Origin of the sequence: Paenibacillus sp. FSL K6-2524, assembly GCF_038005525.1 — a bacterium.
GTDB classification, from domain to species: domain Bacteria; phylum Bacillota; class Bacilli; order Paenibacillales; family Paenibacillaceae; genus Fontibacillus; species Fontibacillus anaericanus.
The window spans coordinates 957225-970194 of the sequence record NZ_JBBOSP010000001.1; the positions used below are offsets into that span (position 1 = coordinate 957225).

11 protein-coding genes and 1 pseudogene are annotated in these 12970 nt (G+C 42.2%); 5 read left to right on the top strand and 7 right to left on the bottom strand.

Going from position 1 to position 12970, the window contains the following annotated elements:
- Positions 1-355: 355 nt before the first annotated feature.
- Positions 356-1240, bottom strand: a complete 885-nt coding sequence (locus NST85_RS04125; RefSeq protein ID WP_341188608.1) for an AraC family transcriptional regulator — start codon at positions 1238-1240, stop codon at positions 356-358.
- Positions 1241-1447: 207 nt separating this feature from the next.
- On the opposite strand from NST85_RS04125, the gene NST85_RS04130 reads away from it, so the two are divergent.
- Positions 1448-3058, top strand: a complete 1611-nt coding sequence (locus NST85_RS04130; RefSeq protein ID WP_341188609.1) for a glycoside hydrolase family 43 protein — start codon at positions 1448-1450, stop codon at positions 3056-3058.
- 148 nt (positions 3059-3206) lie between these two features.
- Here the strand turns inward: NST85_RS04130 and NST85_RS04135 are convergent, their stop codons facing one another.
- Complete coding sequence (locus NST85_RS04135; protein ID WP_341188610.1) at positions 3207-3653, bottom strand: OsmC family protein; 447 nt, start codon at positions 3651-3653, stop codon at positions 3207-3209.
- Between the two features lie 278 nt (positions 3654-3931).
- Between NST85_RS04135 and NST85_RS04140 the strand changes: the two genes are divergently transcribed.
- Positions 3932-5050 carry a nitric oxide synthase oxygenase gene (locus NST85_RS04140; RefSeq protein WP_341188611.1) on the top strand — a complete coding sequence of 373 codons (1119 nt, stop codon included), beginning with the start codon at positions 3932-3934 and terminating at the stop codon, positions 5048-5050.
- A gap of 553 nt (positions 5051-5603) precedes the next feature.
- Here NST85_RS04140 and NST85_RS04145 read toward each other — a convergent pair.
- Both NST85_RS04145 and NST85_RS04150 read right to left on the bottom strand, forming a co-directional pair.
- Entirely contained in the window at positions 5604-6464 is an 861-nt protein-coding gene (locus tag NST85_RS04145; protein ID WP_341188612.1) for an AraC family transcriptional regulator, read from the bottom strand.
- A 95-nt stretch (positions 6465-6559) separates the two neighbouring features.
- The gene (locus NST85_RS04150; RefSeq protein ID WP_341188613.1) at positions 6560-7231 is read right to left on the bottom strand and encodes an O-methyltransferase; all 672 of its coding nucleotides are present in this window, start codon (positions 7229-7231) and stop codon (positions 6560-6562) included.
- Positions 7232-7361: 130 nt separating this feature from the next.
- Here NST85_RS04150 and NST85_RS04155 point away from each other — a divergent pair, with 130 nt between their 5' ends.
- Positions 7362-8258, top strand: coding sequence for a LysR family transcriptional regulator (locus NST85_RS04155; protein ID WP_341188614.1), 897 nt, complete (start codon positions 7362-7364; stop codon positions 8256-8258).
- Between the two features lie 100 nt (positions 8259-8358).
- Here the strand turns inward: NST85_RS04155 and NST85_RS04160 are convergent, their stop codons facing one another.
- Entirely contained in the window at positions 8359-9549 is a 1191-nt protein-coding gene (locus tag NST85_RS04160; RefSeq protein ID WP_341188615.1) for an oxalate decarboxylase family bicupin, read from the bottom strand.
- Between the two features lie 168 nt (positions 9550-9717).
- Between NST85_RS04160 and NST85_RS04165 the strand changes: the two genes are divergently transcribed.
- Together NST85_RS04165 and NST85_RS04170 are read left to right on the top strand one after the other, a co-directional pair.
- Positions 9718-10230, top strand: coding sequence for a TetR/AcrR family transcriptional regulator (locus tag NST85_RS04165; protein WP_341188616.1), 513 nt, complete (start codon positions 9718-9720; stop codon positions 10228-10230).
- A 119-nt stretch (positions 10231-10349) separates the two neighbouring features.
- Positions 10350-11707: pseudogene (locus NST85_RS04170) on the top strand (MFS transporter).
- Between the two features lie 124 nt (positions 11708-11831).
- Here NST85_RS04170 and NST85_RS04175 read toward each other — a convergent pair.
- The gene (locus NST85_RS04175; RefSeq protein WP_341188617.1) at positions 11832-12263 is read right to left on the bottom strand and encodes a hypothetical protein; all 432 of its coding nucleotides are present in this window, start codon (positions 12261-12263) and stop codon (positions 11832-11834) included.
- Between the two features lie 130 nt (positions 12264-12393).
- Positions 12394-12909 (bottom strand): DUF2569 domain-containing protein, encoded by a 516-nt coding sequence (locus NST85_RS04180; RefSeq protein WP_170220273.1) that lies wholly within the window; start codon positions 12907-12909, stop codon positions 12394-12396.
- Positions 12910-12970: the final 61 nt, after the last annotated feature.

Consider the following 12970-nt stretch of genomic DNA (forward strand, 5'->3'; position numbering starts at 1 on the left):
CAAAAAAACCACAGGCTGCACCTGTGGCGTTGGGTATGCGGAAATAAGAAAAAATCCACCTCTTAAAGAGCCATAAAGGCAAAGAGGGTGTGGGGATCCGCAGTGCTCAGCAACCTAAATAAGGGCTGATACTGGCGGAAAAGGAGTATTCTCCTTTAGACACACGTTTCCTATTCCGCTCCGCGCACAGGCAGAGCATCAATCGTCGTCATATCGAATTACATGAGCGACACGGAATTAGGTCCACATGATGTCTAAATAGATACCTCCTAAGGATTCACAATTAAAACCATTGTAACATGAATTTTAACTTGTGCAACTGAGTCGACTATGATCGAGGAAGAATCCTAGTTAGCTACTTATAAAAGCGACCGCGAAAGCTGCTCGGTGATTCTCCGGTCCACCGCTTAAATTGTCTGCTGAAATGGGCGATATTGTTGTAACCAAGCTTTGCGGAGATCGTTTCTATCGTCAGCTCAGGGTCCATCAGCAGCAATTTGGATTTCTTCAGCATTAATGTAGACATATATTGACGAGGTGACACGCCGTAGACAGAGGTAAACATCCGATTAACGGAAGACATGCTGTATCCGACCTCTGCGGCAATAGACTCAATTGTCTCAATATCTTGTCCTTCTAAGCGTTCATCCTCAGTTTGATCGACAGCAAGTTCAAGTCTTGCAGCAATTTGTGACGCTACTTGGGACATACGAGGGACGGTCTCGCTACTGTCCCGTTTGGAAAGTGTGCCACTGATCCCAGCGAAGAGCTCGAACAGAGCAGATAGGATCATCATGCGAGATTCAACCCGCTGGGCTGCCTCATCTTTTGTTAATTTGATCAACTTATCTAAAGCAGGCTGAATCGCAGTCGCTAAGTCGCTATTCGAAGCGTGAAAGTATGTTTTATTACGACAGAGAAGTTCGCGGAGGACCCGTTCATCCACATCAAAATGCAGACAATAATAGGTCATATTCTCCTTACCAATCGCTTTACTTTCATGGACATCACCCGGACCTAGCAGCATGATATCCCCTGGATTTTGTATATAGCTTGTTTGATTGACGATCATTTCCTGTGTTCCCGATAGTACTAAATTCACTTCAAAAAGTGGATGCTTATGAATAGGATACTTCCAATTTCGGTCAACAGCATGCCAATGTGCAGCAAATAATCGGAAAGTTGAATCCATGTCGGGGAGTAAATACTTTTTTCTCATATGCTCAGGTATATCTTCCATAATGACTAACTCCTTTTATGAGATTGAAAGTTAAATCAATATTTCGATTGATTTGGGTAAAATCTATCGTGGTATGGATATGGGATCAGAGTAGAATCGTTGATATTATGTAATTATAATACCATGAAAGATTGCACTTATATATTTGGAATAAGGGTAAATAAACCAGGAAGTTAATTCAATTACATTCATGAAGGAGTAGAAAAAATGACTACTATTCAAAATCCGATTTTGACAGGTTTTAATCCAGATCCTAGCATTTGTCGTGTAGGGGAAGACTATTATATTGCTGTATCGACCTTTGAATGGTTTCCTGGTGTACAAATTTATCATTCTAAGGACCTCAAAAACTGGAGGTTGATTGCGAGACCACTTAATAGAATAAGCCAACTAAATATGATGGGCAACCCGGACTCTGGCGGAGTGTGGGCACCTCAGCTTTCCTATAACAATGATATGTTCTGGCTCATCTATTCCGACATCAAAGTTGTAGATGGACCATGGAAGGATGGTCATAATTATCTCGTGACATGCGATACCATTGATGGTGAGTGGTCAGAGCCGATCTATTTGAATAGCTCCGGATTTGATCCATCGCTGTTCCATGATGAAGATGGTCATAAATATTTAGTCAACATGCTATGGGATCATCGCGTTGATAACCATAGTTTTTATGGGATTGTACTTCAAGAGTATAGTGCCAGCGAACAACGATTAATCGGCAAACCGGAGATTATTTTCAAAGGAACAGATTTAAGGGTGACAGAAGCCCCTCATTTATATCAAATCAACGGTTATTATTACTTGCTGACCGCAGAAGGCGGTACAAGTTATGAGCATGCGGCTACGATAGCTCGTTCTAAGAATTTGCGTGGACCTTACGAAGTACATCCAGAAAATCCGCTGATAACTGCATGGCCTTCACCTCGGATTCCGTTGCAAAAGGCAGGTCATGCATCGATTGTGAAGACACATACGAATGAATGGTTCTTGGTCCACTTAACGGGTCGACCGCTGTCAAGAGAGGGGCAAGCCTTGTTAGGCCCTCGGGGTTATTGTCCGCTAGGCAGGGAAACAGCAATCCAACGTTTGGAGTGGAGAAATGATTGGCCTTATGTGGTGGGAGGTAATTACCCTTCACTTGAGATTGAAGGACCACAGATTGCAGAAGTACAGTGGGAACCGGGTTTTCCAGAGAAGGATGATTTTAATTCGGATACGCTTAACTCACACTTTCAAAGCTTACGGATTCCACTCGGGGAGCATATTGTCTCACTAAGTGATAATCCTGGACACCTAAGACTTTACGGGAAAGAATCACTAACTTCGAAGTTTACACAAGCTTTCGTAGCAAGACGCTGGCAGCATTTTAATTTCACTGCAGAAACCAAACTTACCTTTAACCCAACAACTTTTCAGCAATCGGCAGGGCTAGTGAATTACTATAACACTCAGAACTGGACATCTTGTCAGATTACGTGGAATGAAGATAAAGGGAGAATCCTTGAACTTGTGGCTTGTGATAATTTCACATATATACAACCGCTTCAAGGGAATGAAATTGTGATACCGGAGGATGTAGAATACGTGTATTTACGGGTCGATGTAGAGAGTGACGTGTATCATTATTCTTATTCATTTGACGGAGAAGATTGGACGATCATTCCTGTTACTTTCCATTCATATAAGTTATCTGACGATTATATTCAAGGCGGGGGTTTCTTTACAGGCGCGTTCGTTGGTATGCAGTGCCAGGATACATCCGGACAAAGTGAGCACGCTGATTTTGATTACTTTATATATAAGAGCCATTCCTGATTTAGAGTGAGTGGAAAAGTAGAGTATGCTCGTTGAAGGTATTGCGGCTAGTTCTGTTAAAGGTAAATAGAAAGAAGACCTGAATTTCTCAGTTTGTGCACTGAGGGGGATTCCGGTCTTCTTTTTATTTTGCGAGCAAAGGGGGGGATTAATTTTCAATAATAATGTTTGCTAATTTAAGATTCACGGGGTTTGCGATAGTATCTCCAACCGGGCACTTACTTTCTAAGAAGTGTACAAATTCCTCGACTTTTTCTTTCGGCGAATCCGTTTTAATGCGGAATGTATAACGAATATCAGAATACCCTGGGCGAACGTCAGATTTATTGAAAAAACCATCTAGGTCAAGATCGCCTTCAACATCCACTTGAAAATCATCGAGTTTAACACCAAACTTAGGTGCATAGACTCTAGCTACAATAGACTGACATGCTCCTAACGAGGCAAGCAGAACTTCGACGGGATTCATACCGGTATCCGTTCCACCTAAACTTTTTGGCTCATCAATAGTCAGCTCGAAGTGTCTGGAACTTGTTTTGACTTGAACTCCATCTTGTAAATGCGCAGTTGCTTTGAAAGTTTGAACAGTAGCCATATTATAATCCTCCTTGAGTATGTATGAAATTAATTCGATTTAATTCAATTAATAAACCAACTTATCTGCTGGGTATTATAAGTATTATATGGTTGCTGTTATATACTGTCAATCCATTAAGTTAAAATTTGAAAGATAGAGCGAGAATCGCACGACCGTTCTGTATCGATACGGGTCAGACATTGACTTGACTACCGATATCCAATAGCCTATAAAAGACGCTCCGAAGTAACATACATATGACAGCGGCTCGTAATTTCAATGGAGGCAGACACAATATGGATAGGGAAATACATCATAACGAGAACCAACTGCAACAAGAAGCGGAATTGTTCATCCGTAGTTGCTACCATGAGTTAGGACAAACCGCAGACGATACGGAATTTCGGGTTCAGCAGGTCAGTGATGAAATCAACCGAAATGGTTCATATACTCATACCTACGAGGAACTTGTGCACGGAGCTAAAATGGCTTGGCGTAACTCCAATCGTTGCATCGGTCGATTGTTCTGGAACCGGCTCCATGTATTCGATGCTCGTGATTTGGATGGTGAGGAAATGATTTTTCAAGCATTGCTGCGCCATATTGAATTTGCCACCAATGGCGGGGAAATTCGGCCCACTATTACAATATTTAAGCAAGCTGCCCTAGGAGGCGAGCCGATTTCAATCTGGAATCACCAATTGCTTCGTTATGCGGGATATGAAATGCCAGGTGGGAATGTGATCGGAGATCCTTCGTCTGTTCGTTTCACGAAAGTATGTGAATCACTTGGCTGGAAAGGGGAAGGGACATCGTTTGATCTGCTTCCTTTAGTTATTCAATGCAGCAGTAGAGAACCGCGAGTCTTTGACCTCCCGAAAGAGATTGTGTTAGAAGTTCCGATATGCCATCCCGAGTTGGATCTGTTTCGTGGGGAGGAAGTGAAATGGTATGCCGTTCCGATTATTTCTGATATGCGACTTGAGATTGGTGGTACATCCTATGTTGCCGCTCCTTTTAACGGTTGGTATATGGGAACAGAAATTGGCGCACGTAACTTGGCGGATGAGTTCCGCTACAACTTACTTCCTCGCTTGGCTATAGCAATGGGATTAGATACGACCTCAAACGTTTCGTTGTGGAAAGATCGGGCGTTGGTCGAATTAAATGTCGCCGTTCTGCACTCATTTCGGGAATGCGGAGTCAGTATTGTTGATCACCATACGGCGGCTCAACAATTTGGAGCTTTTCAGAAGAATGAAAAAAAGGAAGCCCGTGATGTTACCGGACGCTGGTCATGGCTTATTCCGCCGTTATCCCCGGCAACCACCGATATATTTCACAGCACATTCGATGATCGGCTCGTGACTCCAAATTTTTTTCATCAACCGAATCCATATTTACTGGGAGAATAAAAGCAAAAAGACAGGTCAAAGTTGCCACTTGACCTGTCTTTTTTTGCATAGCGGGTTAAACCTACTGACTGGACTGGGGACATAATCGTGCCTGACCAAGTGAAGTCCGTAGCACGGATACTACTGACTGAATGGATAGTAACATAGATACTGCCAGAGTCCGCTGCAGACTACACTTACATGGAAATACTCCAGTTAAGTTGCTAGGTGAAACCCATTAATTCTCGTTTAAATGGATTAACTCCAGTTAATTCAACCGATATCCATCACTATGGGGTCAAAGTGTCAAATTAGATGGAGAAATTCCAGACAAGTTATCCACTGTTGATAAATAGTCATATTAACTGGATGAATTCCTGTTATTTTGCATTCAAGTATCCACATATTCAGATATCCACACATCCATATCTTCATATCGACACATCCACATATCCAGATATCCTCATATCCACACATCCGATATCCACATATCGACATATCCACACTCCAGATATTCACGCATTCACGCCACATCAAGCACGGGTATCTAGGTTAAGCTTAAGCCAGAATGGGTTTATTTTTTCTTAATCGGAACCCATACTTCACATTGATAATCCTCAGCGCCTGGATTGCCCGGTAGATAAAGTTCAAACTCCGGTCCGCCCGTATGCTCGTATCCCGAACTTGGGAACCACTCCTGAAAGATCCGTGACCACACACTTTGAATAGCATGCGGCATCGGTCCTACTGAGGTAAATACGGCCCATGTTGCAGCAGGAATGACGGTAGTTGCATACCCCTGCGGGTCGGTTCCAGGACGTCCTTCTACGGCGATCCAATATGAAAACATCTCATTGGGATAATCCATTTCTGCACAGATGCCGAGTAGATCCTTGTCTACTCCAATTTCGATTAGCTTATCGGACGTACCATCCTCGTTTGCATCCAACCAGAGTTGGGGGATTTTGCGTAAATTCTCCCCGTCTCTAGTTGTAACTTGAATTGATTTGCCGATAACAGTAAAGTCTTCCTTTTCTACGATTCTGTAATCCATTTCCTTATCTCCCTTCAATGATAGATGGAAGGAGAGGCGGGGAAAAGCTTTGAGTTGAATCCCTGGCTCTCGCGCACTAGAAGGTGCCATTCCATGTGCCTTACGGAACGCCTTAGCGAAAGACTCGGGAGAGTCATATCCATACTTCAGTGCTACATCGAGCACTTTGACTTTAGAGATGGCTAGCTCTTGTGCGGCTAACGTCAATCTTCGTCTGCGGATATAGTCTGCGACCGTTACTCCAGTTAGCATGTTGAACATGCGCTGGAAATGGAAAGGGGAGGAATAAGCGACCTTTGCGATATCGTCAATATTCAAAGGCTCTTCCATCTTGCTCTCCATATAGTCCAAAGCTTCCTTCATTCGGATAAGCCATTCCATGTTTGCCATCTCCTCTTGAATTCATACTATCATGCCCACGTTTGTCGCTCCTGTCATTCCATGCTCTCTATTGACAGGTAAATAATTGGACTTCTTTAGCTAGTTACAATACCTAATACAAAACCATCATAACCTTTACTACCTACTGTCTGAATGGCAGTAGCTGTGATTCTAGATTCATCAGCCAACAGATCATAAAACTTCCTTACCCCTTCTACACGGGGGTCCTGATTATTTTCATTAATGACCTCTCCATCACGAATGACATTATCTCCAATTATAACAGTTCCAGGATGGGAGAAATGAAGTGCCCATTTCAAATAGTTTGGATTATTAGGTTTGTCAGCATCGATAAATATAAAATCAAAAGGTGCAACTCCCTCGAAGTCCATCTGAGCCAATTCATCTAAAGCATCCCCTACTCGAAGGTCTACAATATCATCTAGTTGAGCAAGAGATATATTAGCCTTTGCTACCTGCGCATGAACGGGGTCAAGTTCCAATGTGACTAATTGTCCGCCTAATGGGAGTGCTCTTGCCAACCAAATTGTACTATATCCGCCCAATGTACCAATCTCCAGAATTCGTTGTGAACCTTGCATTTGAGCAAATAGGTTTAATAACTTCCCTTGATTAGGAGAGACATCATAAGGTGGTAAACCTGCCTGTTGATTTGCAGCTAATACTTGCTCCAGAACAGAATCATGGGGAATCAGACGTTCTATAATATATTGATCGACCATATTCCACGTATTTGTTAAATTCATATTTATCACTTCTCCTCATTGATTGTTATCTTCTGGTTATATTGTAAATGAGTTAAAATAATAAATATAATATATGTTAATTAATAATTCATATATTTAATATATGAATTAAACGGAAGGAGATAATCTAATGAATCTACATGCATTACGCTTATTCTATGTGATTTCCTCTACCGGGAGTGTGACACGTGCCTCAGAATTATTAAATATAAGTCAGCCTGCTATAACTGCTCAGATTAAGAAATTTGAAAAAGAACTTTCGCTAACTTTACTTAAGCCTCATGGAAGAGGAATAGCTTTAACCGATGCGGGTGAGGAGATCTCCTTGCTTGCTAAAAGGCTCTTCGCAGTAGAACAGCAAATCGAACAATTCGCTCAAGAATACCGGAATGGCACAAACGGGTGTATTCGATTAGCAGCAACGTATTTACCCGCTCATTTCCTTATACCCACGTGGATTGCAAAGTTTAAACAGCAATATGAACAGGTTGAAATGATGATTACCACGACCAATTCAAGCGATGCTTTGAACCAGCTTCTAAATGTAGATGTTGATATTGCAATTTATGGGGGACTACCAGCAGAATATCAGGATACAATTGAGATAGAAGAGTTGTTTCAGGATGAGTTATGGTTTGTAGTTGCTCCTAATCATCGATATGCGAATCAGCAGGTTTCTTTACCTGAAATGATGAAGGAACCCTTTGTCATGCGTGAAGAGGGGAGTTCAACGCGAGAGAGATTACTATCGTTATGCCGTACATACAATTCACCCGCACCTACAATTTCATTGCAGTTCAATGGGCTACACGAAGCTATTACAGCAGTTATTGCCGGATATGGTGCAAACTTTGTCTCTTCAATAGTTGTGCGCGAATATGTAGAACGTGGAGAATTATGCCGAGTATATGTTGAAGGGATCCATCTGAAAAATACAATTGCCATCTGTACTCGTAAAAACGAGCCATTATCTGCTTCCGCAATGAACTTCATTCAGATGATCCGTCAAAATCCGTATAAAGAATAGCATAGGCCTTACCTATTTAGCTATACAGCAAAGAGGCCGTGATATTCACGACCTCAACGTTCTGACGGAGCCAATGTGGAAAAGGAAAAGGCATTAGAGCTTACTTGTTACTAGTGTCATTTGTATATTTAACGACAGGCCATTTCTCTTTACGTAGTGCATCTAGCAATTCTGGTCCGACATGTAAATTGTCCTGAACTAGATCACGGGGAGTAAGTGCCATCCATTGGTTTAATGATACATCGACAAATCGATCGCTCTTGAACATCTCCAAGAACCACAAGGTTTCATCACCGGTATTTTGAATATAGTGACCCAAGGCAAAAGGGACATAACCAACATCACCAGCTCTATAATCAAAAGTGCGGGCAGTGCCGTTTCCTGCAAATACTGTCATACGTCCTTGGCCAGTAAGGTAATATTGCCACTCGTCATTATTTGGATGCCAATGAAGTTCTCTCATAGCACCGGGTTCAATCTCAACAAGTGCTGCTGCGATAGTTTTAGAAATAGGAAAGTTAGTAGAGTCCACAATCCGCACGCTTCCGCCTGGTGTTCGAATAGGTGTCTGCGCCAGTAACTGATGCTTAAAACTTTGCGGGATGGTACCGTAAGGGGATTGAACTTTCTGACTTTCTATTGAGCCGGGAATATTATCTTGAAAAATATAGACCTGATCCGAGGGAATGTTGTTAAAAGCACTCTCAGGAACGCCGAAGTTGGCTGCCAGCACATCTTTGGGCGTATGTGCGAACCAATCGGAGATAGATAAGGTATTTAGATCAGAGAAATGACCATCATCGAAGACGAGCAGAAATTCACAACCTTCTTCTAACCCCTGAATTGAATGGGGTAATCCAGCTGGAAAGTACCAAAGATCACCCGGCCCAACATCAGCAATAAAATTTCGCCCCTCTTGATCAACTGATGTAATCCGTGCACTTCCTAAGAGCATATAAGCCCATTCTGCTTGCTGATGCCAATGGAGTTCGCGCACCCCTCCAGGAGTCAAGCGCATATTAACGCCTGCAAGTGTGGTTGCAATCGGTAGCTCTCTAATTGTAATCTCTCTTGACCAACCACCGTGATTTAACTGCATGTGGGTATCAGAGAACGAAAATTTTAAGTTAGGGATCAAGCCAGCATCTGTAATTGGTGGAACCAGCATGTTAGGGTTTTCAATATCCCGCATGACGTCCCGTGGACCCAAATCCGTCGCCCCGGCTCCATCACTCCTTATAGGTTGAGGTACATTCCCGTTCTTAGTCTGAGTCCCAGGTTGGTTTTCCATGAGATCATCTCCTCTCATTTGGAATGTTACAAGCATAATTCTACATCCGCATTCAAATAATTTATGACAGAGGTTCCGTTTGTATGTTTGTAATCGCTTGGTTATTGACTGAGATCTAAATGTATGTTATTTATTGAGTAATAAATAAATGTAAGGAGAATTATTCCATTGAGTATTAAAGAAGAAATACCAGCAAACCGCAAAGAACAAATTATGGAGAGTGCTGCTGCTTTATTTGCCACTCAAGGCTATTACAAAACAACAACCGCCTATATTGCAGAGGCCGTAGGCGTCACTCAACCTTATGTATTTCATTTCTTTAAAACCAAAGAACAGCTGTATTTAGCTGTGTTGGAGCGTGCATATAACCGAATGGAATATGCCTTCAATCAGGTAGAAGCCCCAGCAGAACAGTTATGTGCAGCGATGGGGGATGTCTTCGTTGAGCTCATGGAAACTCAGCGTAACGAGATGCTGTTGCTTATGCAATGTTCTGCCACACCAGAGCCAAAGGTCAAAGAGTTTGCCAGAGAAAAATATGCCCAGCTTCATGAAACTATGAGAAATAGGTTCGAATTAGCTGGAATCAACAATAGCTCTCACGAAGCCAGTATGTTCCTCGCTTATGGATTGGTCATTTCTCTTTCAGCAGTTTTGGAATTACCGCAGCTTATGCCGTAGTGCGGTTTTCTATATATTATATTTATTTATCAATAAATAAATTAGAGGAGGAGTTTAAAATGTCAACCTCAGCCAGAGTGCGTCTACTTGTTATTACCTGTATCGCCTTGTTCATGGCCATGCTGGACAGTTTAATTCTGGGAGTATCACTCCCTTCCATTCAGAAGGATCTAGGGGCTTCGTTGTCGGATTTAGAATGGTTTATGAATGCTTATACCCTTGCCTTTGCTGTTCTAATTATCCCCTTTAGCATATTGGGTGAATCTATTGGGAGGAAAAAAGTGTTCTTAGCTGGGGTGGCAGTTTTTACAATAGGATCTTTATTCTCCGGACTAAGTACTTCCTCATCCGCACTCATTGTGTTCCGCACGATTCAGGGGATTGGAGGAGCAGCGATCGTACCGCTTAGCTCACACTTGTTAACGCGGCATTTCCTCCTGCAAAAAGGGCGCTAGCGATCGGGTTATGGTCAGGTATTTCCGGGTTAGGGCTTAGTGTAGGCCCACTGGTTGGAGGTCTGGTCATGGAAGGAGCACCTTGGCAAATGATCTTCTATATCAATTTACCAGTTGGACTGATTGCACTGCTTTTGGGTTTGAGCTGGATCAAAGAGTCTCGTGGAGTACGCAAGCCACTGGATCCTTTGGGTGTTATTCTGCTGACTACGGGGTTGTTTGGTCTGGTTTTTGGCTTGGAAAAAAGTAGACCACTTGGCTGGGGAGATCCCTTGGTAATTATGTCGTTATTGGTTGGTCTTCTGCTTCTGGTTCTATTTTATTATTGGGAAAAAAGAAGAACTAGCCCAACCGTACAGTTTGATTTGTTTCGCAACAAAACGTACACATCATATATTTTGGCGGGATTTTGGATGAATGCGAGCGTCTTTGGTGCGATTTTTATGCTGACATTATTTCTTCAACAGGCACAAGGTTACAGTCCTCTTGAGGCAGGAGTTCGGGAGATGGCTTGGACGATTATGACCATGTTAGCAGCACCTTTTGCTGGAATGGCGATAGGGAGATTTGGATCAAAAAGGGTACTGATGACTGGATTGCTGTTACAGGGAGTAGGTCTAAGTTGGTTGGCACTTATGGTCTCTATTAAGGGTCCGGTATTTCCTTTTACAGATGTGCTTGTGCCCATGATGCTGGCTGGGGCAGGCATGGGGCTTAGCTTTACGCCGTTGTCGCATGGACTACTAGCTTCTGTTCCAGAAGATTCCGCAGGGGAAGCGAGTGGGGTAAGCAATACGACGCGTCAGCTCGGATCTGTATTTGGTATCGCCATCAGTGGAATTATCTTTGGAACGGGAGCCTCGATGGAGTCCCCTCAGCAATTCGCCGATCATCTGGTACCGAGTTTAGCTGCTGATTCCCTAATGATGCTTATCGCTTTGCTTGTGATTGCGATCTTCGTCTTTGATAAGCGCAATGCAGCGGTCGTTTCAACTAAGGCTTCGCGCGAGAGCAATCTATGACAAGGGTTGAACTAATGGCGCGAAGGTGATCAGCTAATGAAGTAGGAATGAATATACCAAAAAACACGAAATGGCCACTTCCAATGTGGCCTTTTCGTGTTGTGATTCCACGGATTTATTCCCCTTAGTCTATTACCTCGATAGCAGCAGCATAACTACCACGATCGTCGCCTGACCATTTCGCTCCAATAGACAGTACATATATTCCAGGCTTATCTGGAAGGAGGATTGTATCTTTTACTCTAGGTAATGGCGTGAAATTTTGATTTACCCAGAGCCCAGCTGAGATCTCTTGAGGTTCTTCACCTTTGAATGTTAATGTTAGCTCTGAATTTGGTTTTACTACATAAACGGCTGTGTCTTTTACCAAATTATCTGGACTCGGGGCATCAGCAATAGCGTGATCCCAATGGTAAGAACCTTTAATGAACAGAATTTCTTTCTCATCAATGAATCCCACAACATCCGGAGGTTCTGAGAATAGTCCCTCTGTTGTAGCAGACTTGGAACATCCAAGTACAATTGCGACCAGTAAAAGTATATAGGAGACTAGCATTATTCTTCTTTTGCTCATCATCTCACCTCAATAGTATCGACGTTAGTGCAACGATACATGTTGCTCGATCTATTACTATTTTCGATCAAATGATTTTCAAGAAGATTTCATATTAATGTTTGAGTGCATTTTATTTGGTAAACGTATTTTTGACTCTTGTAGATTTGATGAAATAGGGAATCCAGATGGCGCATGTGAATATAGAACGGAAAAGCTCATTAAAAGAACTAACGTCGCTATTCTGCTGAGCTAATGGAATTTGATACATTAGAATAATATCAATAGTGACAGCCAAAAGACTAGCGATATAGAAAATAATCATTAGACGAGGGAAGATAGATTTCTTCTGATACAATTGAATCAATATGTATACGGCAAAAAATAAAAATATGATATTGTACACCGTTTCAAAGATGATAATGGGCCCCCATAATGCATGATAAGCCATCGAATTTTGTGAAGTAAGCACTTCCCATGCGCCAGAACTAAACATGGGCAATATAAACTGAAAAAATACAACAACTAACCTGATGATTGTAATATATAAGCCAATCTGAATCAGAACTAACCATCCACCCAACCCTGAGACACCTAGCGGATCGGGTAGTGATTCCCTGACCCATGTTTCTGTTTTATCAATTTTCAAATCGTATTCCTCCCTATAATTTGAACGCTTAGATAAGCGAATTTAAATATTCCCATGATTC

Excerpts from the sequence above, each read along its gene's own strand:
- NST85_RS04125 (WP_341188608.1), bottom strand. The coding sequence starts at position 1,240 with ATGGAAGATATACCTGAGCATATGAGAAAAAAGTATTTACTCCCCGAC.
- NST85_RS04130 (WP_341188609.1), top strand. The coding sequence starts at position 1,448 with ATGACTACTATTCAAAATCCGATTTTGACAGGTTTTAATCCAGATCCT.
- NST85_RS04135 (WP_341188610.1), bottom strand. The coding sequence starts at position 3,653 with ATGGCTACTGTTCAAACTTTCAAAGCAACTGCGCATTTACAAGATGGA.
- NST85_RS04140 (WP_341188611.1), top strand. The coding sequence starts at position 3,932 with ATGGATAGGGAAATACATCATAACGAGAACCAACTGCAACAAGAAGCG.
- NST85_RS04145 (WP_341188612.1), bottom strand. The coding sequence starts at position 6,464 with ATGGAATGGCTTATCCGAATGAAGGAAGCTTTGGACTATATGGAGAGC.
- NST85_RS04150 (WP_341188613.1), bottom strand. The coding sequence starts at position 7,231 with ATGAATTTAACAAATACGTGGAATATGGTCGATCAATATATTATAGAA.
- NST85_RS04155 (WP_341188614.1), top strand. The coding sequence starts at position 7,362 with ATGAATCTACATGCATTACGCTTATTCTATGTGATTTCCTCTACCGGG.
- NST85_RS04160 (WP_341188615.1), bottom strand. The coding sequence starts at position 9,549 with ATGGAAAACCAACCTGGGACTCAGACTAAGAACGGGAATGTACCTCAA.
- NST85_RS04175 (WP_341188617.1), bottom strand. The coding sequence starts at position 12,263 with ATGCTAGTCTCCTATATACTTTTACTGGTCGCAATTGTACTTGGATGT.